Here is a 25,252-nt window from a genome sequence, read left to right as displayed (position 1 = left end):
CAGACAGGATTGCCAGACACATGACCACACGCGCCGGATTTATCGCCCTGATCGGAGAGCCCAACGCAGGCAAATCCACCCTCCTGAACCGCATGGTCGGGGCAAAGGTCTCGATCGTGACCCATAAGGTTCAGACCACGCGCGCCCGTATCCGGGGCGTTGCGATGGAAGGCGATGCGCAACTGGTCTTCGTCGACACGCCGGGCCTGTTCAAACCGCGCCGCCGTCTGGACCGTGCCATGGTCGCTGCCGCCTGGGGCGGGGCCGCCGATGCCGATATCGTCGTGCTGATGGTCGAGGCGCATCGCGGCATCACCGAAGGGGTCGAACGCATCCTCGAAGGGCTGGCCGAGATCGGGCAGGGCCGCACCATCGCGCTGGCCATCAACAAGATCGACAAGGTGCCGTCCGAGAAACTGCTGGCTCTGACCAGCGACCTGAACGCGCGCTACCCCTTTGCCGAAACCTTCATGATCTCGGCCGAGAAAGGCCACGGCGTCGACGACCTGCGCAAATGGCTGGCGGGCGAATTGCCCGAAGGCCCGTGGCTTTATCCCGAAGATCAGATCGCCGATCTGCCCCTGCGCATGATCGCCGCTGAAATGACGCGCGAGAAACTGACCCTGCGCCTACATCAGGAACTGCCCTACCAACTGACGGTCGAGACCGAGACCTGGGAAGAACGCAAGGACGGCTCGGCCAGAATCGATCAGGTCATCTATGTCATGCGCGACGGCCACAAGGGCATCGTTCTGGGCAAGAAGGGCGAGACGATCAAGGCCGTCAGTCAGGCCGCGCGGGCGGAACTGGAAGAGTTCCTCGACCGCAAGATCCACCTGTTCCTGCAAGTGAAAGTCCGGCCCAACTGGCTTGAGGAATCCGAGCGCTATTCGGAAATGGGTCTGGATTTCAAAGACGGCAACGCATGACCCGCCTGACCGCCGATTTCTGGGTGCACGCCTATCTGGCGCGGCTCCGGTTTCAGGAAATCCCCGCCTTTGTTGTGGCCCATGGCGATGACACCGCGGGCGCGGTTTTGGTCAAGCTCAACACGCTCGACGGGCAGGCCACCGCCTTTCAACGCAGCTTTGATCTGATGAGCGGTGAACGCACATGGGTCGAACTGTCCTCTGGCCCCGAGGGCTACGTGGATCACGCCATCCAGCGCCAGCGCAGCTTTGACCCCGACCTCTGGGTGATTGAGGTCGAAGACCGGCAAGGCCGACACCTGCTGGGCGAAGAGGGGCTGGAGTAGCGGGCCAGACGCATGTCGGCTTTGAGGCCAAGTCGCTGATGCTGCATACAGAGCAAACTGTACCAGTTCCGCGCGAAGCTGCCGTCGTCGCGGAATGGCTGGAATCTCCATACAAGACTGGCAGCTACTCGCTATTGCAGTTAGCGTACCCGAAGCTGGCGACAATTGTTTAATCTAAGTTTAAGGGATTAGAATGACCAAAATCATTTGGATGTCCGATCCTCATTTCCAGAATGAAGGTACAATCGACGGGCTAAACCCACGAGCGCGGCTCGCTGCTGCCATCAATCATGCAAACACCCATCACGCTGACGCTGATTTCGCGATACTGTCCGGAGATTTGGTTGGGGATGATATCGAGGGTGACTATACCGCATTGGCGGGATACCTCGCCAAGTCTAAGTTGCATATCTATCCGATGATGGGAAACAACGATGACAGGGGTGGATTTAGATCCCATCTTCCTTTGCCCGAAGACACGATGCCTGATTTTATCCAATTCGCCCTAGAGACCGCTGACGGTACAGTGGTTTGCTTGGATACCCATAAGGTTGGCTCCCACGCAGGCCAATTTTGCGAAGTGCGGCGAGGCTGGTTGGATAGCCTGTTGAGCAGGAATGACGATCGCCCCGCTTACATCTTCATGCATCACCCGCCGTTCGCGCTTGGATTGCCTAAACAAGATGAAATCAGACTTGAGGACGAAGAAGCTTTTTTGAATGTCGTTTGCCGCCATACAAACGTGAAGCACTTATTCATGGGGCATGTTCATAGGCCTACCTGTGGGACAGTTCGTGGTATCCCTTTCGCGACATTGGGTGCGTTGTCGTTTCAAGCGCCAGCACCGCGTCCTCCTTGGGATTGGGATAGCTTCAAGCCTGCTAAAGAAGCACCACAATACGGAGTGCTTGAAATATCGAACGGCAACGTGACCCTGCAATATACGCAATTCTGCGATTTCACCCTCGGTATGGACGACTAAGCGGGAATAGTAGACCTCGGCGCATCCGCAGCGAATTGGCACTTCGTCCCACTTAGATCACTAGCCCCCTGCCGTCGGACCAGGCGATTCACGTATCTTTCCGCGTTTGATGTGCAAAACCATTGCAGAACGGAACCCTTCACGATTTTCTGGGAACACCACAACTTAATCACCGACAGGACCCCGAATTGGACTGGCGCGATCACGGCATCCTACTGACCTCTCGACGCCACGGCGAAACCTCGGCGATTATCGAGGTCTTTACCGAATCCCACGGGCGTCATGCTGGTGTGGTGCGGGGCGGGACCAGCCGCAAGATCGCACCGATCCTGCAACCCGGCGCGCAGCTGGACGTGCTGTGGCGCGCGCGGCTGGAAGAACATATCGGCACCTTTCAGGTCGAACCCCTGCGCTCGCGCGCGGCGGCGGCGTTTTCCGGGCGGCTGGCCCTGTCCGGGCTGAACGCCGTCGTGTCGCTTTTGTCCTTCTGCCTGCCCGAACGAGAGGCGCACCCGGCGCTCTATACCCGGACCGAGCGGTTGATGGACCTGTTGGGACAGGATGAGATCTGGCCGCTGGCCTACCTGCGATGGGAACTGGCGCTGCTGGACGAGCTTGGCTTTGGCCTTGATCTGACCGCCTGCGCCGCGACCGGCACGACCGAGGGGCTGACCTATGTGTCGCCCAAGACCGGGCGCGCTGTCAGTGCCAAAGGGGCCGGGGATTGGGCAGACAAGCTGTTGCCGCTGCCGCCCTGTCTGCGGGGTGAAGGCACCGCGCCGGATGCCGAGATTGCCGAGGCTTTGCGCACAACCGGATATTTCCTGAACCACCGCGTCGCCCCTGCGCTGGGGCATAACCCTTTGCCCGAGGCGCGCGCGCGGTTCGTGGATCAGGTCACTCGGCGGCTGTGAACACCATCTCGTGCCCGTCCTCATTGCGCAGGATCAGCACATCGCCCGACACTTCGGATTGGGTCATGGCCAAAAGGGCGGCGAAATAGACCCCTTCGGCCTCAAGCCCGGCGCAGGCGGCCCGCGTTGCTCTCAGGTCCTGAATTTCGAACCACGGGTAGGGCGCGTTCAGCGTGCCGTCATAGCCGTTGCAGGGGGCATTTCCGGCGATCCTGCCCTCTTCGGGGAACCGCAGCAGGGCGCTGGCGGCAAAGGGCTGTCCGTCGATCTCCTGCAACGCCCATGTCCGGTCTGCCGCGCCATAGGCGGCAACGGTTTCATCCCTGTCGCATTGAAACAGGGCCATCAAAGGCAGAGTCAGGATCAGGCGTGTCATGGCAGCGTTCTAGCGTATCTGCCCTGTCGGCGAAACCGGGTCAGTAGGGCAATGACCCGTTCAGAAGCCGCTCGCGCACTTCCAGCCGGGGTGCCCAGTTGTATCGCGTATCCTCGCGCACCGGCGCCCAGAACAAGGCACCGCTGTTGCGCCAGGGGTCCAGGATAATGCCATCATACATCGTGTCCCCCTTGGCGCTGATCGATGCCGAATGGTGGATGATGCGCAGCGGGGTCGGCGGCGACGTGGCCCAATGCAAATCCAGCGTCCGGAAATTTTCCTGCCGCAGGCGTTTGGTCATCGCTTCGGCCCAGTCATTGCACAGACCCTTTTCGCGGAACCCGTTGATGACCTTGGCATTGTGGATGATCGCCGGGTCGGTGACGTTCCAGTCCTGCTTCAGCTGCTGCGAATAGGCATAGGCAATCGTGGCCGCTTGCTGTGCCTCGGCCGGATCGACATCCGCCCCAAGCCCCCGGATCGATTGCGCCAGCGCGTCCACATCACTCCGGCTCACCGTCGGCTGCGAGGTGGTGCAAGCCGCCAGAGCAAGAGCCGCAAGAACGGCCCAAATGGCAAGGAAAGGTCGGGTCATGCTGTATTCCAAAAGTTAATTTCGACGCCTCGTGTCCGGTTGATGCTGTACCGGTGAAAAGGGCGGGATCAAAGGGGGAAGTTTTGAAACACGCAGGTCAGATATGACCGTTACGCGGGCCGCGAGGGGCGATGGTATGTTTTGTACAAAACGTACTCTGCACGGTTCGGACCGCGTACAGATTGTACAAAACAGGAAAAAGACCCGGCGCAAGCGCCGGGCCAGTCGGGGAAACAGGACTGCCGGAATGGGTCACCCGAGCAGACGTCGTGCGATGACCTGTGCCTGAATTTCGGCAGCCCCTTCGAAAATGTTAAGAATACGCGCGTCACACAGAACGCGGCTGATCTTGTATTCCAGCGCGAAGCCGTTACCGCCATGAATCTGCAACCCGTTATCCGCCGCAGCCCAGGCCACACGCGCACCAAGCAGCTTGGCCATACCGGCCTCAAGGTCACAGCGCTGGCCGTGATCTTTTTCCCATGCGCTGAAATAGGTCAGCTGACGCGCGATCATGATTTCGACCGCCATCATCGCCAGTTTGCCAGACACGCGCGGGAAGTTGATCAGGGATTTTCCGAACTGCTTGCGGTCGATCGCATATTGCATGGCGATGTCCAGCGCACACTGTGCGACGCCGATGGCGCGGGCGGCAGTCTGGATGCGCGCACTTTCGAAGGTTTCCATCAACTGTTTGAAACCTTTGCCTTCTTCTCCGCCCAGCAGGTTCTCACCCTTGACGTGGAAGCCGTCAAAACCCAGCTCGTATTCCTTCATACCGCGATAGCCCAGAACCTCGATCTCGCCACCGGTCATGCCGGGGGTTGGGAAGGGGTTCTCGTCTGTGCCCGGTGTCTTTTCCGCCAGGAACATGGACAGGCCGCGGTGGTCGGTGCTGTCGGGGTTGGTCCGCGCCAGCAGGGTCATCACATGGGTTCGCGCGGCGTGGGTGATCCAGGTCTTGTTGCCGGTGATCTTGTAATCGCCATTCTCATCCTTGACCGCGCGCGTGCGCAGGCTGCCAAGGTCTGAACCGGTGTTAGGTTCCGTGAAAACGGCGGTCGGCAGGATCTCGGCACTGGCGATCTTTGGCAACCACTGTGCCTTTTGCGCGTCGGTGCCGCCCGCGATGATCAACTCGGCCGCAATCTCGGATCGGGTACCCAGCGAACCCACGCCGATATAGCCACGCGACAGTTCCTCGGACACCACGCACATCGACGCTTTGGACAGGCCAAACCCACCGAACTCCTCGGGGATGGTCAGACCAAAAACGCCCATTTCCGCCAGTTCTTCAATGATTTCCAGCGGAATCAGTTCATCCTTCAGGTGCCAGTCATGCGCGTTTGGTTCGACCTTTTCCTGCGCGTAGCGGCGGAACTGGTCCCGGATCATCTCAAGCTCTTCATCCAGACCGGACGCGCCGAACATCGTAGCTCCGGCCTGATCCTGCATCAGCGCAACCAGACGGCTACGTGCGGCCTGAGAATTGGCCCGTGCCATCAGGGTCTGTACTTCGGTCGATTGAAAGCCCGACAGCGCGTCCCAGCCAAGACCCATATCCTGAAGACGCACCACCTCGCCCTGGTTCATCGGAATACCGCCCGCGACCTGATGCAGATATTCGCCAAAGGCTATCTGGTGCAGCAACTGCTCGATCTCGCCAAATTTACCATCGGCTTGCAGCGCTTCTGCCCAGCGCTGCATCTGTTGCAGCGACTGCGAATATGTCGCCAGCCAGGCCAGACCATGCGCGGCGGTCTGATTTGCTTCGATCAATGCGCCAGAAACCCGGCCCTCAGCAGTCACCATGCCACGCACGGATGCGCGGGCTTTTTCAAAAACGGCGTCCACAGCAGGCACGGCGGCCCGCGTTAAATCCAGAAGATCGGGCAAAACTGCATCAGTTGTCATTTGGGTCATATCCTGTCCGTCATGGGCCATGAATCGCGTCCTTTCCTCGGTCGTCTGGTCATATCATGCTGCACGTGCAGCGCAACAAAAATACTCAATTTGCTGCTAGAAAGTTCAAAAATTACCTTATCATTTTTGCAATGCAGAAGAAAATCCAGATGATATCTAGAAGGCATGGACCTGTTTTCCCTTCTGTCGCCGCAAGAGCTGTTACTTGCCATCGCCGTCGCCTTTGCCGCCGGATGGGTCAAGGGCATGGTTGGATTTGCCATGCCCATGGTGTTTGTATCTGGCCTGAATTCGTTTCTGCCACCGGATCTGACCCTAGCAGGGCTTATTCTGCCGACCCTTGTCACCAATGGCGTTCAGGCTTTTCGCGGGGGCGCCAGCGCCGCACTCAGCTCTATTCGCCGGTTTCGGGTGTTCCTGGTCGTTGGCGGTGTTTTTCTGGTACTGAGCGCACAGCTGGTTACGCTGGTGCCCGGTTCGGTCTTCCTGCTGCTGATCGGCGCATTCGTGTCCTTCTTCGCCCTTGTGCAGGTTCTGGGCGTCAGGCTGGTGCTACATCATCCATCAACCGGTGTTGAGGCTATTGTTGGCGGCGTCGCCGGGTTCGTGGGTGGCATGTCGGGCATCTGGGGTCCTCCCACAGTTGCTTATCTGACGGCTTTGAATACCCCGAAGGCCGAGCAGATCCGAATTCAGGGCGTCATCTATGGATTGGGGGCGGTCATGTTACTGGCCGCGCATGTCTGGTCCGGTTTTCTGCGGGTGCAAACGGTTCCGTTTTCAGTAATACTGATCTTTCCCGCCATGCTTGGCATGTGGGTTGGTTTGAAACTGCAGGATCGCATCGATCAGGCCAGCTTTCGCAAGGCCACGCTGTTCGTTTTACTGGTGGCGGGATTGAACCTGCTGCGGCGTGGCCTGATGGGCTAAGGCGCTAGCCCGGTCGCCTGTCTGCAAATCGGAACGCGAAATACAGACCCAGCATCAGAAAGAACAGGCCCGAGATGTCGCCGATCAGGAAGGCGATGTACTCAACCGTTGCACTGCCAAAGACCAGATTGGTCAGGCCAGAGACCAGAATGGATGTGGCTATGCCCACGCCCATAACGCAAATCCAGCAGGGTTTGCGGTTCGGGTTGGGGAACAGGTCCCATCCGACAGCCTTGAGCAGATAGAAAACCGCAGGAACTGTCAGAACCGCGACAGCAATTGCCAGCAGGCGGGTGGGCAGGAAAACATCCGTTCCCGCCAGATAAGCAAAGACGATGAACACACCCGGCAGCAACGCAAATACCGCGCGCCACCCCAGCAGCCAGGCCGACAGAACCCGCACGCCATGTGGCAAAAACAGCAGGCTCGCCCGGCTTGGGTATTCCGGAAAAAACACGTTCTGCATTGGCATAAGCACGGCGAAGGTCAGTATCGACGCCAGCACATAAGCCAGTGAAGCCGCAAGGGTGTCAGTCGCCCAGCCGCGCATTGCGATCACATCACCGTGCGCGCACGGGGCGCGTCATCTGGGGGCATGAACGATGTACCGCCCGCGATTGGCGCTGCCGCTTTGCGAAAGATAGCCTTTTTCGACCAGCGATTTCAGCGCGCGGAAAAAAGTTGGGCGTGAAATGCTTTGGACCAAAGTATGCTCGATCAAACCGAACGTACGCACTTCCTGAGTGGATTTTGAAAGCTCTTCCGCGGCGTAATAGATGTCGCGCTCAACCGGAGATAGTTTTTCCAGCCCAAGCGTCCGCTCCATGCTTTGCATCAATTTGCGTAGTTCGGTGAGTTTCGAGATTTCCGTCATGGTGTTACCTGTAGTTTTCTGTGCCAACCGCCGCATGTCCGCGACCATTTGAACCACACTGATAGCAATACCAATCAGCCAGTCCCATGTTGACACTCATCCCCGTTTACTTAGACTAGAAGCCTGATTAGGTTGCTCAATTCAGCGTTGTGAGTGTGCGCAAATGAGCTTCCACAAAGTCCTTTCAGTCAGTGCCCGGCGCGAATGTGCCGGGCTTTTTCGTCTCAACAGTAAATATGCCTAGCGCAGATCGGACTTTGAAACAACGCACTTGTATGTGCACTTTATGACACACAACTATAAGATGAGTATTTGGTGGGCAGCTAAGGGAGCTGCGGATCGGCAAAAAGAAAGGGGCCCAGCGGCCCCTTTTTTCGTTTATCCGATTGCGACGGCTTTGATGTCGTCATCAATGAATGGCAGATACTGCTCGAAGTTCTCGGCAAACATCTGCACCAGTTTCTCGGCCTGCTTGTCGAAAGCGGCCTGATCATCCCAGGTCCGACGCGGGTCAAGCAGAACTTCGGGGACGCCCGGGACAGAGACGGGAACGTCAAAGCCGAAATTGGCGTCCTTGCGGAATTCGGCGTCGCGCAGTGAACCATCCAGCGCTGCGGTCAGCAGGGCGCGGGTGGCCTTGATCGGCATCCGGCTGCCGACACCATAGGCGCCACCGGTCCAGCCTGTATTGACCAGCCAGCAGGTCGCGCCGTGCTGGGCGATCTTGTCGCGCAGCAGGTTTCCGTAGACTTCCGGGCGACGCGGCATGAACGGCGCACCAAAGCAGGTCGAGAAGGTGGGCTGCGGTTCGGTTACGCCACGCTCGGTCCCGGCCACCTTTGAGGTGAAGCCCGACAGGAAGTGATACATTGCCTGTGCAGGCGTCAGCCGCGCGATCGGCGGCAGAACCCCAAAGGCATCGCAGGTCAGCATGATGATGTTCTTCGGATGCCCACCCAGCGCGCTTTTCGAGGCGTTCGAGATATATTCAAGCGGATAGGCGCAACGCATGTTCGCGGTCAGCGAGTCGTCGTCGAAATCCAGTTCCTTGGTCTCGGGGTCAAAGACCATGTTTTCGATCACGGTGCCGAATTTCGAGGTGGTCGCATAAATTTCCGGCTCGGCTTCGGCGTTCAGGTTGATGGTCTTGGCATAGCAGCCGCCTTCGAAGTTGAAGGTGCCCCGATCTGACCAGCCGTGCTCGTCATCTCCGATCAGCGTGCGCGAAGGATCAGCGGATAGGGTTGTTTTTCCGGTGCCGGACAGACCAAAGAACACGGCGGTATCGACCGCGTTTCCGACAGCATGGTTGGCCGAGCAGTGCATCGGCATCACGCCTTTTTCCGGCAGCATGTAGTTCAGCAGGGTAAAGACGGATTTCTTGTTCTCACCCGCATATTCGGTGCCGCCGATCAGAATCAGCTTGCGGTCGAAGTTCAGCGCAATAACCGTCTCGCTGCGGCAGTTATGTTTGGCCGGGTCAGCCTGAAAACTGGGGCAGTTGATGATGGTGAAGTCCGCGGTGAACTCGTCCAGATCCTCGCGATCCGGGCGACGCAGCAGGTGACGGATGAACAGGTTGTGCCAGGCAAGCTCGGTCACCATGCGCACGTTGATCGCGTAGGTCGGATCGGCACCACCGACGAGATCCTGCACGAAATAGTCGCGGCCTTTCATATGGGCCAGCATGTCTTGGTAGAGGGCGTCAAATCCCTCTGGGGTCATCTCGGCATTGTTTTCCCACCAGATAGTGTCAGCCACGCTGCTGGTTTTGACGACGTGCTTGTCCTTGGGCGAGCGACCGGTGAACTTGCCAGTGGTGACCAGAAAGGCACCGCCATTCCCAAGTGTACCTTCGCCGCGCTTCAGCGCTTCTTCGATCAGCGACGGTTCCATGAAGTTATAATAGACATTGCCCAGACCCTCGATGCCCTGATCCTCGAGGCGGAATTGCGGGTTAACCCGTCCAGATGTCATGTGTATCTTCTCCTGTGGCGGCGCGGGGGCTTTGGGCCCTGAGGCGCCTTTGGGGCAGTGTACCGGGAAAACCGGCGGTTGGGCGCGTCTTACCACGGTCGTTCAGGACATGAACAGGCGGGTTTGACGCAGTTAGCGCAACCAAGTTCGGGTTTAGCGCCATCACAAATTCAATGACCGAGAACCGGGCATATTTTTGCGGGCATAAAGGCAAATTTGCCGCAGACCTGCCGCAACAAAGGCACGATTCGCAGTTACGGATTGATTCGGCGTCTTAAAACCGCCAACAATGCCTTACAAATAAGCGAATTATTGCGCGAGTGAGCAGGAATAGGGGTGAGCCCGATGTCAAAGATTGCACTTGTGGATGACGATAGAAACATTCTGACGTCTGTATCCATGACACTCGAAGCCGAAGGTTTCGAGGTTGAAACTTATAATGATGGCCAGGCCGCGTTGGATGCGTTCAACAAAAAGCTGCCTGATATGGCCGTACTCGATATAAAGATGCCGCGAATGGATGGCATGGATCTGCTGCAACGGCTGCGTCAGAAAACGCAGATGCCGGTGATTTTTCTGACCTCGAAAGATGATGAAATCGACGAGGTTCTGGGTCTGCGCATGGGCGCGGATGACTATGTGAAAAAGCCCTTCTCGCAACGGTTGCTGGTTGAGCGCATCCGCGCTCTGCTGCGTCGGCAAGAAGCAACAAGCGGCGACGCGATTGCGGCCAATAGCAACGACACAAAGGTTATGGAACGCGGCGACTTGCGGATGGACCCGCTGCGCCATGCGGTCAGCTGGAAAGGGAATGATGTATCCCTGACCGTGACCGAATTCCTGCTTCTTCAGGCACTTGCCCAGCGTCCGGGTTTCGTCAAAAGCCGCGACCAGCTGATGGATGTGGCCTATGATGATCAGGTTTATGTGGATGACCGGACGATCGACAGCCACATCAAGCGTCTGCGCAAGAAGATGCGCGCGGCTGATCCCGAGTTTTCGGCGATCGAAACCCTTTATGGTATCGGTTATCGGTACAACGAAGAATAGGCGCCACGCCAGCAAGGGGTAATGGGCTCTCGTGCGCGACACCGAAGCAGCCAGCGAACTACGTGACGGTGACGTCGTACTCGGGGATGACTGGGTCATTCCCGACGATACCGAGTCAGCGGAACTGAGGGAAAAGCGGTCCCAGAGAAACCTGTTTTCTCTGCGAGGCTCGCCTTTGGCGCGCAAGATCATCACCTTCAACCTGATCGCGCTGGTGATCCTGGTTACAGGATTGCTGTATCTGGACGATTCGCGGAAAGAGACGGTTCAGCAGACGGCGCGCAATCTGCTTGGCGATGCGCAGCTGGTCAGCAACGTCTTTGAAACCCAGCTGCGCCAGGGTGCGCAGCACACCGCGCAGGATGCTGGCAACCTCGACGTCAGAGATACGCTGTCAGGTTTGACACTTCCTGAAGGCGGGGAAGTCTTTGTCTATGACGCCAGTGGCACCCTGATTGGCTGGACACGCGGTGCCCCGCAAGTGTCGGCCATGCCGGTTCTTCTGCAAACCAATTCCGAGCTGCAAACCGGCAGCACGGTGATCAGCGACACGTTGAACGCGGTCTGGATCGGTGTGTCGAACCTTCTCAACTGGTCGACCGAGGTCGAGGCACCGACTCTGGCACAGCGGGTGCAGGGAATTATCCCACAGGCGCTGGCAGGTCAAAGGCAGGTTCAGGCAGTTCAGGACGCCGCAGGTGAGACCGTGATCGTAGCCGCTGCTCCGATTCTTTACGAGGATACCCCTGCCGGAGCAGTTGCCATCACAGGCCCCGCCGGTGAGATCGACGCACTGGCCCGCCGTGAGCAGGAGCGCATTCTGCAAATGTTCGTGGTGGCTTTGCTGGTTTCGGTGGGCCTGAGCCTTGTGCTGGCTTCGACCATCGCCAACCCGTTGGCAGACCTGGCCGCAGCGGCGGAAATGGGTAAGGATCGGGGCACAGGGGTCAATCCGGGGCGCATTCGCATACCTGATCTTAGCGCCCGTCCGGATGAAATCGGTCGCCTCAGCCGCGCTCTGCGGGGCATGGTGACTGCTCTGTATAATCGGATCGACGCAAACGAACAGTTCGCCGCTGATGTCGCCCATGAAATCAAGAACCCCTTGGCCAGCCTGCAATCCGCTGTTGGCACGCTTCGCATGGTCAAGCGCGATGATCAGCGCGACAAGCTGCTGGGTGTAATCGAACATGACGTTCGGCGCCTGGACCGGCTGGTCAGCGACATCTCGAACGCGTCACGTCTTGATGCGGAACTGGTTAAGGAAGAAGAACAACCCTTTGATCTGCTCAAGCTGATTGGCAATATCGGTCAATATCTGGGAGAGGACGCGCGGTCCAAGGGGATCGACTATATCACCGATCTGCCATCCGAACCGATTGTCATAAACGGGCTTGAGGCACGGCTGGCGCAGGTATTCGTCAATCTGATCACCAATGCCATTTCCTTCTGTGAAGAAAGTGATGCCATCCGCGTCTGGGTGCGTCAGCGCGACAACCGTGTTCTAGTCGTGGTCGAAGACACCGGGCCGGGTATTCCGGAACAGGCCTTGACCAAAGTGTTTAAGCGTTTCTATTCGCAACGCCCGGCAGAGCATTTCGGCAACAATTCGGGGCTTGGTCTGGCCATCTCGAAACAGATTGTCGAAGCCCATGGCGGCGTAATCTGGGCTGAGAATATCCGCCCGACCGAAGCGGATATTACGTCAGACCCGCTAGGGGCACGCTTTGTGGTGGGGTTACCTGTATAACTCATGCAAGCAGGTTCTCTGTCAGACGCCAAAGACCGGGACAGCGCTTGTGTTCATGCCTCATGCGTAACAGTTGCCGGGCGCGGGCTGTTGATCGTCGGTGCCTCGGGCGCGGGAAAATCGGCACTAGCATTGCAGATGATGGCCTATGGGGCGGGTCTGGTCGCGGATGATCGGGTCGAACTGTCAAGGCGGGACCATCAGGTCATTGCCGCCGCCGTGCCGCAGATACAGGGTTTGATCGAGGCCCGTCACATTGGTTTGATCAAAGCGGATGTATTCGGACCGGTCTCCTTGGACTATGTTGTGGATCTGGATCAAAATGAGCCACAGAGGTTACCTGCCGAGGCGACAATCGTGCTGCTGGGGCAAGCTGTTCCCTTGCTTCGCGGGGCGGGCGTGCCCAACTTGGCCGCAGCGTTGATGCAGCTTCTGAAGAATGGGCGTGTACACCCGGAATGGCCGAACAAATGACAGAGCAACGGCGGATCGTGCTGGTAACAGGCCCATCAGGGGCCGGAAGATCCACAGCCATTCATGTACTGGAAGACCTGGGTTTTGAGGCCATCGACAATCTGCCGATGGGCCTGCTGCTGCGCCTGCTGGACAGCGCGGACAGCGACCGCCCAATGGCGCTTGGCATTGACGCCCGCAATCGCGATTTCTCGACAATTGGGTTTATCGAACTGGCCGAAAGCCTGGGCCGCATGGCGCGGGTGGATTTGACCGTTTTGTATCTGGATTGCAGTGATGACGTATTGGTGCGCCGGTTTTCGGAAACCCGCAGGCGGCACCCTGTTGCCAAGAATGCCAGCCCTGAGACCGGTGTTCAGCGTGAAAAAGAGCTGCTGGCCCCCATACGCGAGATTGCAGATACCCTGATCGATACAAGCCAACTGAACGTGCACCAGTTACGGGAAGAAGTTGAAAACTGGTTTGCGCCCCAGGGGGGGCGACATCTGGCAGTTTCAATCGAGTCGTTTTCGTACAAGCGGGGCCTTCCGCGTGGGCTGGACATGGTCTTTGATTGCCGGTTTCTGGCGAACCCCTATTGGCGCCCCGAGTTGCGGGCGGCGGATGGGCGACACTCGGACGTTGCGCGCTATGTCCAATCGGATAAGAATTACGAACCCTTTCTTGGACGGGTGATGGATTTGCTTACCTTGTTGCTGCCGGCCTTTCGGGCCGAAGGAAAAGCACATCTGTCGGTGGCTTTCGGATGCACGGGTGGGCAACACAGATCCGTCGCAATGGCAGAAGCCGTTGCAAAGGCCCTTGCAGAGGATGGGCAGCAGGTGGCAATTAGGCATCGCGAGATGGAACGTCGGTCGTTGAATGTGAGGTCGGATTGATCGGAATTGTGATCGTTGCGCATGGCGGTTTGGCCCAGGAATACCTGGCCGCCACACAGCATGTGGTCGGGCCGCAGCCCGGCCTTGTGGCCATTGCGATCGAACCTGACCACGACAGGGATGAAAAACAGGCGGAAATCTGTCGTGCGGCTGACGCAGTCGATATGGGCGACGGTGTTGTCGTTGTAACCGACCTGTTCGGCGGCAGCCCTTCAAATCTCAGCCTGCGGGCCTGCGCCCCTCAGGATCGGCGGATATTGTATGGGGCAAACCTGCCAATGCTCATTAAATTGGCCAAAAGCCGCCACTTACCCGTTGGTGATGCTGTCCGTCAGGCAATGGAAGCTGGACGGAAATACATCAATGCGCAAAATGTGACATTGGACTAAAACCGGATTGATGAATATGACCACCCGAAGCCTGAAAATTATCAATGAAAAAGGTCTGCATGCCCGCGCATCGGCGAAGCTGGTCGAGGTTGTGGAAGGTTTCGACGCGCATGCCGAGGTGTCGAAGGACGGAATTTCTGCGTCAGGCGACAGTATTATGGGCCTTTTGATGTTGGCAGCATCACGCGGAACAACTATTGACGTCGAGACCTCCGGACCGGATGCTGAAGCATTGGCAGAAGCTCTGGAAGCGCTTGTGAACGACAAGTTCGGAGAGGGGTTCTAAGCTGCCCTCGCCAGGACAGAAAGAACGGGAAGGCCAGGAATTGGCGGAAACGACGCACGAGACCAAGACAAGCCCGGTGGTGGATGGGACTGAAGATCAGGGCGAGATCTACGATCGTAGAACTCTGACCTATGCGAACTCTTTCGACGATGCCTGGACTTCGACGGCCATTCGCGCCATCGAATGGTGCACGGGCAAGCTGACCATTCTGCGGATGGTCAACAAATTCGAGAAAAAGAACGAATTTTATCGTGGGCAGCGGTTCTGGGGCGGCGCGCTTGAGGTGATGGGGATTGACCTGACCACACCGCAAGAACAGATTGCCCGTATTCCAAAATCCGGCCCCGTCGTTGTCGTTGCCAACCACCCTCACGGAATGGTGGACGGTATGATTCTGGCCGAGTTGATAGGGCGGATCCGCAGTGATTATCGCATTCTGACCCGCTCGGTCCTGACGGGTCTTGATGAGGCCGCGACGTCTTTCATGATCCCGGTTCCGTTTCCGCATGACCCCGAAGCGCAGGCCAAGATGCTGGAAATGCGTGGCAAGGCGATGGACCATCTGAAAGACGGCGGTGTCGTGGCGCTGTTCCCGTCCGGTGTCGTCATGTCTTCGGATGACTGGTTTGGCCCCGCGGTCGAGCGCGAGTGGAATGTGTTCACCGCAAAAATGATCCGCCGTTCAGGCGCGCGTGTGGTGCCGATTTTCTTTCCCGGCAGCAACTCGCGCTGGTACCAGATCGCCAACAAACTGTCGCCGATCCTGCGGCAAGGCTTGTTGCTGCATGAAATCGTCCGCTCGTGCAAAAAACCGCAATCGCCGGTCATTGGCGATCCGATCTCGGATCAGGACATGGAACAGTTGGAGAGAGACCCGCGTGGTTTCATGACCTGGCTCAGAAACCATACACTGTCGCTGGGCAAGTCAGGCAAGTCCTGACCCGTGTTTTCATCTGACCGGTACTGTACCGGGCACGGGCGGTTTACTTAACGTGTCGGAACCGGCACCTCGCCGCGATAGTCATAGAAACCGCGTTGCGTCTTGCGCCCCAGCCATCCGGCCTCGACATATTTGGTCAATAGCGGGCAGGGGCGATACTTTGTATCAGCCAGACCATCATGCAAGACGTTCATGATGGCAAGACATGTGTCCAGCCCGATGAAATCCGCCAGTTCCAACGGCCCCATGGGGTGATTCGCACCCAGTTTCATCGATTGGTCGATGGATTGGACGCTTCCGACACCTTCATACAGCGTATAAACGGCTTCGTTGATCATCGGCATCAGGATGCGGTTAACGATGAAAGCCGGGAAATCTTCGGCGCTGGCAGCTGTTTTGCCCAACCGGTCCACGACCGCCTTGCAGGCTTTGAAGGTTTCCTCATCTGTTGCGATACCGCGGATCAGTTCCACCAATTGCATGATCGGAACCGGGTTCATGAAGTGGAAACCCATGAAACGTTCGGGCCGGTCGGTACGGCTGGCCAGACGCGTGATGGAAATGGACGACGTATTCGACGTCAGGATCGTATGCGGCAGGAGGTGCGGTTGCAGATCTTCGAAAATGGCCTGTTTGACCGTTTCCCGCTCGGTCGCGGCTTCGATCACCAGATCGGTCTGTCCCAGCTGCGGCAATTCAAGGGTGGTTGTAATACGCTTCAGGGCCGCCTGCATCGCATCGTCAGTGATCTTGCCACGTGATGCCTGACGCGCCATGTTGCCTTCGATCGTGGCCATTGCGCTGTTCAACGCATCCTGACTGACATCATTCAGCAAGACATCGTATTCCGCCAAAGCCAGAACATGGGCAATGCCGTTGCCCATCTGACCCGCGCCAATCACCCCGACCGATTTAACTTCCATGTTCAGCTGCCTTTGCCCTGGAGGATACCGGGACAGTATCGGCAGACCGGGGCGGGCGGCAAGAGGATCGAACCGGTCAATTTTGCTTCAAATGCGCGCATTAGGAGATTCTCAATACCTAAGGCCGCAAATTGGCAATTGGGTGAAAATTTGGGGGGCTTGGTATGAGCTTTCATCGTGTAAGCAACGGCACAGAGGCCGCGTGCCAATATGCAGGATCAAATCTTTGGTTTCGGTCGCCGCCCGGAAATCTTGATACGCCTTATGTGGCCTGCCTGGGTGGAGAAGAGACGTTTGGCCGGTTCGTGGAATATCCGTACCCGGCATTGCTTGCCAAAAGATTGCCGCAACCTTGTATCAATTTTGGCAGTCTTTTTTGTGGGGCTGATGCGTTGCTTGCTGATCCGGGGGTCTTAAATCTTGTCAACGGATCAGACCTTTGTGTGCTGCAAGTGCTGGACGTGCCGTACCAGTCGAACAGGTTTTATCGCGTGCATTCGCGTCGGAATGATCGGTTTCTTGAACCCTCGTGCGACTTGCAGGGCCTTTATCCTGAGGTCGATTTCACGGAAATCCACTTTGTCAGGCATTTGCTGGAAAGGTTGCGGGCCATAAAGGACGCGCGTTTTGAGGTTGTGGCGCAGGAGTTGCGAGAGACTTGGTTGCGCAACACATCCGAGCTGGTGCGACGGATCAAGCCACGGGTTGTTCTTCTCTGGCTGCACATACAGCGACAGGAGGATCGGCATCGCGACCTTGTCTTGCCCGATGCTGACATGATCGAACAGGTTCGACCGTTGTGTGCCGATGTCGTGGAATGCACGGTCAGTGTGTCCTCCTTGTCAGACGAGATCGAGGACGTGTTGTTCGGGACGCTGCAACAGCCTGTGGCCGAGCATATGCTCGGCCCCTCGGCGCATAGGGAGATAGCTTTGAAGCTTGAGGTGGCTTTGAGGGGATTGAATTAAAAAAGGCCCGCCGGTTGGCGAGCCTTTGGTGATTGTGGGGCTAAGGCCCCGGGCTGTGGTCAGCCGAGTTTTTCGGTCAGCTCAGGGACTGCCTGGAACAGGTCGGCAACCAGTCCGAAGTCGGCGACCTGGAAGATCGGCGCTTCTTCGTCCTTGTTGATCGCAACGATGACCTTTGAATCCTTCATGCCCGCAAGGTGCTGGATTGCGCCCGAGATGCCGACGGCGACATAAAGATCGGGGGCAACAACCTTGCCGGTCTGACCCACTTGCCAGTCGTTCGGGGCATAGCCCGAGTCCACAGCGGCGCGCGATGCGCCAACCGCGGCACCCAGCTTGTCAGCCAGAGCTTCGATCAGCTTGAAGTCGTCTTGCGAGCCGACACCACGGCCGCCCGAGACAACAACGCCAGCCGAGGTCAGTTCCGGACGGTCGCTTGCAGCCACCTTGTCTTCGACCCACGACGACAGGCCGGGATTGTCGCCGACCGAGATGGTCTCGACCGCAGCCGAGCCACCTTCGCCCGCCGCGTCAAAGCTGGCGGTGCGGATGGTGACGACCTTCTTGGCGTCGTTCGACTTCACGGTCTGGATCGCGTTGCCCGCATAGATCGGGCGCTCAAACGTCGAGCCGTCAACCACACCCGAGGCATCCGAGATCACCATAACGTCCAGCAGGGCTGCGACGCGCGGCATCACGTTCTTGGCGTCGGTGGTCGCGGGGGCCACGATATGCTCGTACCCATCGGCCAGACCCACGATCAGCGCGGCGGTCGATTCCGCCAGGCGATGACCCAGCGATGCGTCTTCGGCAACCAGCACCTTGGACACGCCGTCGATCTTGGCGGCAGCCTCGCCGGCAGCGGCGGCCGAGCCACCCGCGGCCAGAACGGTCACGTCACCCAGCGCCCTGGCGGCGTTGACGGCCTTGGCGGTGGCGTCCAGCGCCAGTTCGCCATTGTTGACTTCGGCAAGCAGAAGTACAGCCATTACACAGCCCCCGCTTCTTTGAGTTTCGAAACCAGCTCATCCACCGAGCCAACGATGATACCAGCGGCCCGTGCCGGCGGTTCTTCGGTCTTGACGATTTCCAGGCGCGGCGTGACGTCGACGCCGTAATCGGCGGCGGTTTTCTCGTCCAGCGGCTTTTTCTTCGCCTTCATGATGTTGGGCAGCGACGCATAGCGCGGCTCGTTCAGGCGCAGGTCAACGGTCACGATGGTCGGCATCTTGACGCTGATGGTCTGCAACCCGCCATCCACCTCGCGGGTGATCTTGGCACTGTCGCCTTCGATATCCAGTTCCGAGGCAAAGGTGCCCTGCGACCAGCCCAGCAGGGCCGACAGCATCTGACCGGTGGCGTTCATGTCGTTGTCGATCGCCTGCTTGCCCGCCAGAACGATGCCGGGCTGCTCTTCCTCGACCACCTTGGCCAGGATCTTGGCAACCGCCAGCGGCTCGATATCGGTATGCACATCATCCGTCGCAACAACCAGAATCGCCCGATCAGCCCCCATGGCCAGCGCGGTCCGCAGCGTCTCCTGCGCCTGCTTCACTCCAATCGAAACGGCAACAACTTCGTCTGCCTTGCCAGCCTCTTTCAGGCGAATGGCCTCTTCAACCGCAATCTCGTCGAACGGGTTCATCGACATTTTGACATTGGCGAGATCAACACCGCTACCGTCCGCTTTCACGCGGACCTTCACATTGTAGTCAATCACGCGTTTGACAGGTACCAGTACCTTCATTGTAGCGCTTTCTCCTCAAAAAACGGCAAGCCGCGAAGGCGACTCCACCAATGCTCTCGTCGGACTTGATAACGTCTGCTGCACCCGCAAAACAGAGCAAAATCGTCACGTCGTCGCGTCGGGACGTCGCGTTTTGCAGTTTTTTACCTTGAGGCACGCAAGATTGTTGCCCGCATTGCGCTTATTTTCAGGGAAATATTCAGCGGTTTGCGCCGGGAACCCACAGCACGTCGTCCTTGCCATCGTTATTTGCGCACCGGGCCGCGACGAAAAACCAGTCACTTAGCCGGTTGAGATATTTGACGGCCACATCGTTAACCGGTTCCATATTCGTCAACTCGACCGCCAACCGCTCGGCGCGACGCGATACGGTGCGGCACACGTGCAAATGCGCGGCCAGCCGCGAACCGCCCGGCAGGATGAAGCTGCGCAGCGGTTCCAGTGTTTCGTTCATGATGTCAATTTCGGCTTCCAGCCGGTCGATCTGAGCGGATACGATTCGCAGCGGTGGATAGTCCGCTTCTGCATCCTTCTCCATTTCAGGGCGGCAGAAATCTGCGCCAAGATCAAACAGGTCGTTCTGAATCCGCGACAAGGCGGCATCGACTACGCCTTCAGCCTCGGTGCGGGCCACGCCAACAAAAGAGTTCAGCTCGTCCACTGTTCCATAGGCGGCAACGCGACCCGAATACTTTGCCACACGCTCGCCATTGCCCAGAGCGGTTTTGCCATCGTCGCCCGTGCGCGTGTAGATTTTGTTCAGGACAACCATTACTGCACCCCTTGCCCGCGTAGATAGACGTATAGCACGATCAAAATAACGGCGATGAACTGAAAGAGGATACGCAGGCGCATCATCTTGTTGCTTTTCTTAGCTGCTTCCATGCCGCCTTTGCCGAAATTCGCGATGCCCAGGGCTAACACAACGACAACTGCCGCCATGGCCAGAAGCAGAATGACCATTAAAGGGTCCATTTAAAGTCACCGTCCGGTTTTTTCGATTATCCCCATCTAGCGTCAAGGTGACGAAAAGCGAACGGGAAATAACGTCTCAGATATCCGAAAGGATGCGATCCGTGGCTTTTGTGGGCAGAATCCGGCGCAGAACCCCTGCGACATATGTCGGGGTGGTCACATAGTAGCGTGGTTTGGGGCGGCGCGCCTCGACCGCATGGGCCAGCTTGTCGGTGACAGCAGAGGCGGGCAGTTCGAACCGGTCGGGCGCACTGTTTTCGTATAGTCGCTTCAGCAGCGAACCTTCGTATTTTTCCCGCAGGGCCGAGTTCTCCCAGTCGATGTATTTTTCGAACACCGGGATTGCCTTTTCCCTGAGCTTTGAGGTGATCGGGCCGGGCTCGATCAACACGACCTGAATGTCTGTGTCACGCAACTCCAGCCGCAAGGTGTCGGTCAGCCCTTCGATGGCGTATTTGGTGGCGACATATGCGCCGCGCCAGGGGAAGGCAACAAGACCAAGTACCGAGGAACATTGCACGATCCGGCCGTGGCCCTGTTCCCGCATGACGGGAATAACCTGTCGGGTCAGCTCGTGCCATCCAAAGACATTGGTTTCAAAGATATGACGCAGAGCGTCTGTCGGGACGTCTTCAACCGCACCGGGCAGCCCGTGCGCGCCGTTGTTGAACAGTGCGTCCAGTGTTCCGTCCGTTGCCTCAAGTACATATGACAATCCCGAGGAAATGCTGTCGCGGTCGGTATAGTCGATTCTTGGGCTTTCAAACCCTTGCGCGCGCAGGCGGTCACAGTCGCGCTGCTGTCGGCAGGATGCAAACACACGCCAGCCTCGCGCACGCATTCCGTGTGCTGCGTCCAGCCCAATGCCCGACGAGCATCCCGTAATAAGAATCGATTTCTGCATGTGCCTTCCGAAGCTGAACTCCGCCAAAAGCTAGGGCGGGGTTTGCAGCAGGGCAATGACGTCCGGGCGTCAGTTTGATGTTTTCCGGACAAGCGATGCTGAAATCCACCCAACCTGTTGCGCGGGCAACACGCGCAGGCGCAGCCAGCCGGTGCCGGAATCGCTCAGGACCTCGACCCTTTGGCCAAGCGCGGCCTTGCCGATGATGGGATAGATCGTGCCGGGGCCATCGCGCAGATTGACCCGGGTGCCCGAAATCTCGCGGATGTCGGTCTGGGCCTCGGCAGGCGTGGGCAGTTCGACTGTGGGCAACTCGGCATCGGTGACCACCTGCTCCAGTGCGGTCACACCCTGTTCCAGTGATGCCAAGGTCAGGGTCACGCTTTCGTCTTGAAACAGCGAGGGATTGGCTTTCAGGCCAGCCTCGACCTGCGAGAGGAGGGCCTTTGTTTCGGTCTCACCCAACTGGGTTACCGCCTCGGCAACAGGTGGAACCACCAGTGCGGGTTTGACGGCGGCACGGGTGACCAAATCTTCGACAGGTGCAGGTTCAACGACCGGGGCAACCGGTTCTGCCACGACAGCCACGCGTTCCGGTTTGGCAGGGCGCACGCCGCGCGGTTCAAAATCAGGGCCACCGCTCATCACGTAAAAGGTCCAGCCGAGCGCGGCAAAGGTAACAAGTATCAGGCGCGTCATGGCGCATCCCCCAAAGCAATCGTAACATCAACAAATGGCAGCAAATCAATTGATGAGATCTTAGCATATTTCGGGGGACGAGTCGAAAAATGGGGGAAAACAACACGGTGTCTCCCCCTGTTGCAAAAAGCACGACTTTTCCCCAGCAATTTATGTGCTGCTCGCTTTACCAAGGCGCACTTGCGTCGTATCACATCATATATGAACGATACGATCGATGACCCCAACATGCAGGCCCCCACAGGTGGGGGCGAGGTGGCGGAACCGCTGCGCCGCGCGATTGGTGAGCGGTATCTGACCTATGCGCTGTCCACCATCATGCACCGGGCGCTGCCCGATGCGCGGGACGGGTTGAAGCCGGTTCACCGCCGAATCCTCTATGCGATGAGAGAGTTGCGACTCAGTGCAACCGGAGGTTTCCGGAAGTCTGCCAAGATTTCCGGCGACGTGATGGGCAACTATCACCCGCATGGCGACGCCGCGATTTACGACGCGATGGCGCGTCTGGCACAGGATTTCAACGTCCGCTATCCGCTGGTCGACGGGCAGGGCAATTTCGGCAATATCGACGGCGATAACCCGGCGGCCTCGCGCTATACCGAAGCGCGGATGACCATCGTGGCCGAGGCGCTGCTGGAAGGGTTGAACGAAGACGCCGTTGATTTTCGCGACAACTATGATGGCACGCTGACCGAACCGGTCGTGCTGCCCGCACAGTTCCCGAACCTGCTGGCCAATGGCGCAAGTGGTATCGCGGTGGGGATGGCGACGAATATCCCGCCGCACAACATCTCGGAACTCTGCGACGCTTGTCTGCATCTGATCAAGACGCCGGACGCGCGCGATGACACGTTGCTGAACTATGTGCCCGGCCCTGACTTCCCGACCGGTGGCGTGATTGTCGAGCCACCCGAGAATATCGCGCAAGCCTATCGCACCGGGCGCGGTTCGTTCCGTTTGCGCTGCAAGTACGAGGTTGAGGATCTGGGGCGCGGACAGTGGCAGATCATCGTCACCGAGATTCCTTATCAGGTTCAGAAGTCCAAGCTGATCGAGAAGATCGCCGAGCTAATCCAGACCAAGAAAATCCCGATCCTTGCCGATGTGCGCGACGAATCCGCCGATGACATCCGCCTGATCCTCGAGCCGCGCTCCAAGAACGTGGACCCTGAAGTGCTGATGGGCATGCTTTATCGCAACTCGGACCTCGAGGTGCGGTTCAGCCTGAACATGAACGTGCTGATTGACGGGGTGACGCCCAAAGTCTGCTCGATGAAGGAAGTGCTGCGCGCTTTCCTTGATCACCGGCAAGAGGTGCTGCTGCGCCGCTCGCGCCACCGCATGGCCAAGATCGACCACCGGCTGGAAGTGTTGGAGGGCTTTATCGTTGCCTTCCTGAACCTCGACCGTGTGATCGACATCATCCGCTACGACGAAGACCCCAAAGCCGCGCTGATGCGCGAGGATTGGGGGATCGACCATATCCGCGCCACCAGCGAGGCCGACTATGTCTCACCCAAACCGGGCGAGGGCGAGTTGTCCGAGGTTCAGGTTGACGCGATCCTCAACATGCGCCTGCGCAGCCTGCGCCGTCTGGAAGAGATGGAGCTGGTCCGAGAACGCGATGAGTTGATGCTGGAACGTGCCAACCTCGAAGACCTGTTGGCCGACGAAGGCCTGCAATGGGCCAGGATTTCCGAGCAGTTGAAAGAGACGAAAAAGACCTTCGGCAAAGATTACGAAGGCGGCGCGCGCCGCACGCGGTTCGCCGAAGCGGGCGAGGTCGAAGAAGTGCCGCTTGAGGCGATGATCGACCGCGAACCAATCACGGTCGTCTGCTCTCAGATGGGCTGGATTCGCGCCATGACCGGTCATATCGACCTGACCCGTGAATTGAAGTTCAAGGATGGCGACGGGCCGCGCTTTATCTTCCATGCGGAAACGACCGACCGGTTGCTGGTCTTCGCTTCGAACGGGCGGTTCTATACTGTCAGCGCGGCCAACCTGCCCGGCGGGCGGGGCATGGGCGAACCCCTGCGCCTGATGGTCGACCTGCCGAACGAGGCTCGGATCATCGATATCCTGATCCACAAGCCGGGGCGCAAGCTGCTGGTGGCTTCGGATGCGGGCAACGGGTTCATGGTGCCCGAAGATGACGTGCTGGCGCAGACGCGAAACGGCAAGCAGGTGCTGAACGTCAAGGACAACGAAACAGCAGTGATCTGTATACCGGTCGAGGGCGACCACATTGCAATCGTGTCCCAGAACGGCAAGTTCCTTGTCTTCCCGATCGAGGAATTGCCCGAAATGACCCGCGGCAAGGGCGTGCGCCTGCAAAAATACAATATGGCACGCGGGCGGCAGGGGACGCTGGAGCTGGATGGCGGTCTGTCTGACATCACCACCTTCAACTGGGAGGAAGGCCTGAAATGGTCCATGGGGGGCGACAAGACCCGGCATGAGGCAGATATGTCCCAATGGCTGTCCAAGCGCGCCAGCGTAGGGAAAAAAGCGCCCTATGGTTTCCCGCGGGACTATAAGTTTTCGTGATCCGGCCTCGGTTGCGGTAGAAATCCACCGATACGGCTTGGCACAACCCGTATCGGTGCGCTAGACCAAAGAAAAACAGGCCTATCGAGAAGAGACATGTTGCGCATTCTGACCCTGATCACCGGATTGGCCCTGATGGGCGCTTGCACCCAGACACAGGTTTATGAACCGCCCGAGTCACTGGGGGAATTCAAGCTGCGGGTCAACTACGCCTTCGCTGACAAGGCCGTGCAAGGGCCAGTGTCGCGCGACGCAACGCCCGACGAGTGGACGAAGGCCATCCAGAATGCGGTCGATATTCGTCTGGGCCGTTATGAAGGCACGCAGGAATACGACATCGGGATCAGCCTGGAAGGCTACATGCTGGCGCCTCCGGGAATCCCGATCATCTACAATCCCAAAAGCACCGCGATTGTGTTGGTCAACGTCTATGACGTGAAGAAAGAAAAGTTTCTGGCCAAGGGAAAGCAGTTCCAGGTGCTGGAAGACACGACCGGAGGCAGTGCGCTGAAAGGGTCGGGGCACGAGCGCACCAAAGAGGAACAAATGGCCGGTCTGTCATTGAAAGTTGCCGACCGGGTCGAAGAGTGGCTGGCTGAAGAACATGAAGACAAAGGTTGGTTCGAAAAACGGCCAGACCTGATCCAGCCCCTCGATTCCACCGAGGTTACGCAAAATCCGGCGGGATAAGCGCATTTCCCTCAGGATGTGCTTGATTTTCCCCTTTGAACCAAATATCTCGCGCGCGCAGATAGTAACCCGGGACCAAGGGTCCCCCAAATCGCAAAAGGGCGCCTGAGGAATGGCAAAGGAAAAGTTTGAGCGTAATAAGCCGCACGTCAACATCGGCACGATTGGGCATGTTGACCACGGCAAGACGACGCTGACCGCAG

29 protein-coding genes are annotated in these 25,252 nt (G+C 58.2%); 16 read left to right on the top strand and 13 right to left on the bottom strand.

The window, feature by feature from the left end:
• The first annotated feature begins 20 nt into the window (after positions 1 to 20).
• The 4 genes from era (at position 21) to recO (ending at position 3,151) form a co-directional block, all read left to right on the top strand.
• On the top strand, positions 21 to 929 hold the full coding sequence (gene era, locus ACR0M9_RS16675; RefSeq protein ID WP_209506233.1) for a GTPase Era: 909 nt from the start codon (positions 21 to 23) through the stop codon (positions 927 to 929).
• Entirely contained in the window at positions 926 to 1,255 is a 330-nt protein-coding gene (locus tag ACR0M9_RS16670; protein WP_480774141.1) for a DUF1491 family protein, read from the top strand. The genes era and ACR0M9_RS16670 overlap by 4 nt, the downstream gene beginning before the upstream one ends.
• 193 nt (positions 1,256 to 1,448) lie before the next feature.
• On the top strand, positions 1,449 to 2,237 hold the full coding sequence (locus ACR0M9_RS16665; protein ID WP_480487131.1) for a metallophosphoesterase: 789 nt from the start codon (positions 1,449 to 1,451) through the stop codon (positions 2,235 to 2,237).
• A gap of 188 nt (positions 2,238 to 2,425) precedes the next feature.
• The gene (recO, locus tag ACR0M9_RS16660; protein WP_480774200.1) at positions 2,426 to 3,151 is read left to right on the top strand and encodes a DNA repair protein RecO; all 726 of its coding nucleotides are present in this window, start codon (positions 2,426 to 2,428) and stop codon (positions 3,149 to 3,151) included.
• Here recO and ACR0M9_RS16655 read toward each other — a convergent pair.
• The 3 genes from ACR0M9_RS16655 to ACR0M9_RS16645 all read right to left on the bottom strand — a co-directional run bounded on the left by ACR0M9_RS16655 (position 3,135) and on the right by ACR0M9_RS16645 (position 6,066).
• Complete coding sequence (locus ACR0M9_RS16655; RefSeq protein WP_480538682.1) at positions 3,135 to 3,527, bottom strand: META domain-containing protein; 393 nt, start codon at positions 3,525 to 3,527, stop codon at positions 3,135 to 3,137. The genes recO and ACR0M9_RS16655 overlap by 17 nt on opposite strands.
• Before the next feature lie 40 nt (positions 3,528 to 3,567).
• Complete coding sequence (locus tag ACR0M9_RS16650; protein ID WP_480774140.1) at positions 3,568 to 4,122, bottom strand: hypothetical protein; 555 nt, start codon at positions 4,120 to 4,122, stop codon at positions 3,568 to 3,570.
• Positions 4,123 to 4,374: 252 nt separating this feature from the next.
• Positions 4,375 to 6,066 carry an acyl-CoA dehydrogenase family protein gene (locus tag ACR0M9_RS16645; RefSeq protein WP_480483752.1) on the bottom strand — a complete coding sequence of 564 codons (1,692 nt, stop codon included), beginning with the start codon at positions 6,064 to 6,066 and terminating at the stop codon, positions 4,375 to 4,377.
• A 144-nt stretch (positions 6,067 to 6,210) separates the two neighbouring features.
• Here ACR0M9_RS16645 and ACR0M9_RS16640 point away from each other — a divergent pair, with 144 nt between their 5' ends.
• A complete protein-coding gene (locus ACR0M9_RS16640; RefSeq protein ID WP_480588958.1) occupies positions 6,211 to 6,975 on the top strand; it encodes a sulfite exporter TauE/SafE family protein in 765 nt (254 codons plus the stop codon).
• Between the two features lie 4 nt (positions 6,976 to 6,979).
• On the opposite strand, the gene ACR0M9_RS16635 is transcribed toward ACR0M9_RS16640, so the two are convergent.
• The 3 genes from ACR0M9_RS16635 to ACR0M9_RS16625 all read right to left on the bottom strand — a co-directional run bounded on the left by ACR0M9_RS16635 (position 6,980) and on the right by ACR0M9_RS16625 (position 9,826).
• Complete coding sequence (locus ACR0M9_RS16635) at positions 6,980 to 7,525, bottom strand: hypothetical protein (RefSeq protein WP_267364195.1); 546 nt, start codon at positions 7,523 to 7,525, stop codon at positions 6,980 to 6,982.
• A 33-nt stretch (positions 7,526 to 7,558) separates the two neighbouring features.
• Complete coding sequence (locus ACR0M9_RS16630) at positions 7,559 to 7,945, bottom strand: hypothetical protein (RefSeq protein WP_480774139.1); 387 nt, start codon at positions 7,943 to 7,945, stop codon at positions 7,559 to 7,561.
• A gap of 282 nt (positions 7,946 to 8,227) precedes the next feature.
• Positions 8,228 to 9,826 (bottom strand): phosphoenolpyruvate carboxykinase, encoded by a 1,599-nt coding sequence (locus ACR0M9_RS16625; RefSeq protein WP_480774138.1) that lies wholly within the window; start codon positions 9,824 to 9,826, stop codon positions 8,228 to 8,230.
• A gap of 345 nt (positions 9,827 to 10,171) precedes the next feature.
• Between ACR0M9_RS16625 and ACR0M9_RS16620 the strand changes: the two genes are divergently transcribed.
• Genes ACR0M9_RS16620 through ACR0M9_RS16590 form a run of 7 tightly spaced genes read left to right on the top strand, consistent with a single transcriptional unit; the run spans position 10,172 to position 15,593 of the window.
• Positions 10,172 to 10,876 carry a response regulator transcription factor gene (locus tag ACR0M9_RS16620; protein WP_267364197.1) on the top strand — a complete coding sequence of 235 codons (705 nt, stop codon included), beginning with the start codon at positions 10,172 to 10,174 and terminating at the stop codon, positions 10,874 to 10,876.
• A gap of 31 nt (positions 10,877 to 10,907) precedes the next feature.
• Entirely contained in the window at positions 10,908 to 12,626 is a 1,719-nt protein-coding gene (locus ACR0M9_RS16615) for an ATP-binding protein (RefSeq protein WP_480774137.1), read from the top strand.
• Positions 12,627 to 12,629: 3 nt separating this feature from the next.
• Entirely contained in the window at positions 12,630 to 13,100 is a 471-nt protein-coding gene (locus tag ACR0M9_RS16610) for an HPr kinase/phosphorylase (RefSeq protein WP_480774136.1), read from the top strand.
• Positions 13,097 to 13,978: an RNase adapter RapZ gene (gene rapZ, locus ACR0M9_RS16605; protein WP_480507422.1), complete on the top strand. Its 882-nt coding sequence runs from the start codon at positions 13,097 to 13,099 to the stop codon at positions 13,976 to 13,978. The genes ACR0M9_RS16610 and rapZ overlap by 4 nt, the downstream gene beginning before the upstream one ends.
• On the top strand, positions 13,975 to 14,367 hold the full coding sequence (locus tag ACR0M9_RS16600; protein ID WP_267364203.1) for a PTS sugar transporter subunit IIA: 393 nt from the start codon (positions 13,975 to 13,977) through the stop codon (positions 14,365 to 14,367). The genes rapZ and ACR0M9_RS16600 overlap by 4 nt, the downstream gene beginning before the upstream one ends.
• Positions 14,368 to 14,383: 16 nt before the next feature.
• Positions 14,384 to 14,653, top strand: a complete 270-nt coding sequence (locus ACR0M9_RS16595; protein ID WP_209506323.1) for an HPr family phosphocarrier protein — start codon at positions 14,384 to 14,386, stop codon at positions 14,651 to 14,653.
• Positions 14,654 to 14,693: 40 nt separating this feature from the next.
• The gene (locus ACR0M9_RS16590) at positions 14,694 to 15,593 is read left to right on the top strand and encodes a lysophospholipid acyltransferase family protein (protein WP_480483745.1); all 900 of its coding nucleotides are present in this window, start codon (positions 14,694 to 14,696) and stop codon (positions 15,591 to 15,593) included.
• Between the two features lie 47 nt (positions 15,594 to 15,640).
• Here the strand turns inward: ACR0M9_RS16590 and ACR0M9_RS16585 are convergent, their stop codons facing one another.
• Entirely contained in the window at positions 15,641 to 16,516 is an 876-nt protein-coding gene (locus ACR0M9_RS16585) for a 3-hydroxybutyryl-CoA dehydrogenase (protein ID WP_209506328.1), read from the bottom strand.
• A 164-nt stretch (positions 16,517 to 16,680) separates the two neighbouring features.
• Between ACR0M9_RS16585 and ACR0M9_RS16580 the strand changes: the two genes are divergently transcribed.
• Positions 16,681 to 17,484 (top strand): DUF6473 family protein, encoded by an 804-nt coding sequence (locus ACR0M9_RS16580; RefSeq protein ID WP_480774135.1) that lies wholly within the window; start codon positions 16,681 to 16,683, stop codon positions 17,482 to 17,484.
• A gap of 59 nt (positions 17,485 to 17,543) precedes the next feature.
• On the opposite strand, the gene ACR0M9_RS16575 is transcribed toward ACR0M9_RS16580, so the two are convergent.
• From ACR0M9_RS16575 to ACR0M9_RS16550, 6 genes are all read right to left on the bottom strand, one after another.
• Positions 17,544 to 18,473, bottom strand: a complete 930-nt coding sequence (locus ACR0M9_RS16575) for an electron transfer flavoprotein subunit alpha/FixB family protein (protein ID WP_267364206.1) — start codon at positions 18,471 to 18,473, stop codon at positions 17,544 to 17,546.
• Entirely contained in the window at positions 18,473 to 19,231 is a 759-nt protein-coding gene (locus ACR0M9_RS16570) for an electron transfer flavoprotein subunit beta/FixA family protein (protein WP_267364208.1), read from the bottom strand. Before ACR0M9_RS16570 ends, ACR0M9_RS16575 begins: the two co-directional genes overlap by 1 nt.
• Positions 19,232 to 19,430: 199 nt before the next feature.
• Entirely contained in the window at positions 19,431 to 20,003 is a 573-nt protein-coding gene (locus ACR0M9_RS16565) for a cob(I)yrinic acid a,c-diamide adenosyltransferase (RefSeq protein ID WP_480774134.1), read from the bottom strand.
• Complete coding sequence (locus tag ACR0M9_RS16560) at positions 20,003 to 20,206, bottom strand: twin transmembrane helix small protein (RefSeq protein ID WP_480473850.1); 204 nt, start codon at positions 20,204 to 20,206, stop codon at positions 20,003 to 20,005. Before ACR0M9_RS16560 ends, ACR0M9_RS16565 begins: the two co-directional genes overlap by 1 nt.
• A gap of 76 nt (positions 20,207 to 20,282) precedes the next feature.
• Entirely contained in the window at positions 20,283 to 21,110 is an 828-nt protein-coding gene (locus ACR0M9_RS16555) for an SDR family NAD(P)-dependent oxidoreductase (protein WP_480589185.1), read from the bottom strand.
• Positions 21,111 to 21,179: 69 nt separating this feature from the next.
• On the bottom strand, positions 21,180 to 21,809 hold the full coding sequence (locus ACR0M9_RS16550) for an SH3 domain-containing protein (RefSeq protein ID WP_480774133.1): 630 nt from the start codon (positions 21,807 to 21,809) through the stop codon (positions 21,180 to 21,182).
• Between the two features lie 201 nt (positions 21,810 to 22,010).
• On the opposite strand from ACR0M9_RS16550, the gene ACR0M9_RS16545 reads away from it, so the two are divergent.
• From ACR0M9_RS16545 to ACR0M9_RS16535, 3 genes are all read left to right on the top strand, one after another.
• Positions 22,011 to 24,359, top strand: a complete 2,349-nt coding sequence (locus ACR0M9_RS16545; RefSeq protein ID WP_480774132.1) for a DNA topoisomerase IV subunit A — start codon at positions 22,011 to 22,013, stop codon at positions 24,357 to 24,359.
• 96 nt (positions 24,360 to 24,455) lie between these two features.
• Positions 24,456 to 25,049: a hypothetical protein gene (locus ACR0M9_RS16540; RefSeq protein ID WP_480487110.1), complete on the top strand. Its 594-nt coding sequence runs from the start codon at positions 24,456 to 24,458 to the stop codon at positions 25,047 to 25,049.
• 112 nt (positions 25,050 to 25,161) lie between these two features.
• Positions 25,162 to 25,252: GTP-binding protein (locus ACR0M9_RS16535; protein ID WP_036223564.1), on the top strand; the 91-nt coding region annotated here is incomplete at its 3' end.

Source organism: Ruegeria sp. CH2 (assembly GCF_056537065.1).
This window is presented reverse-complemented; position numbering and strand designations above follow the sequence as displayed.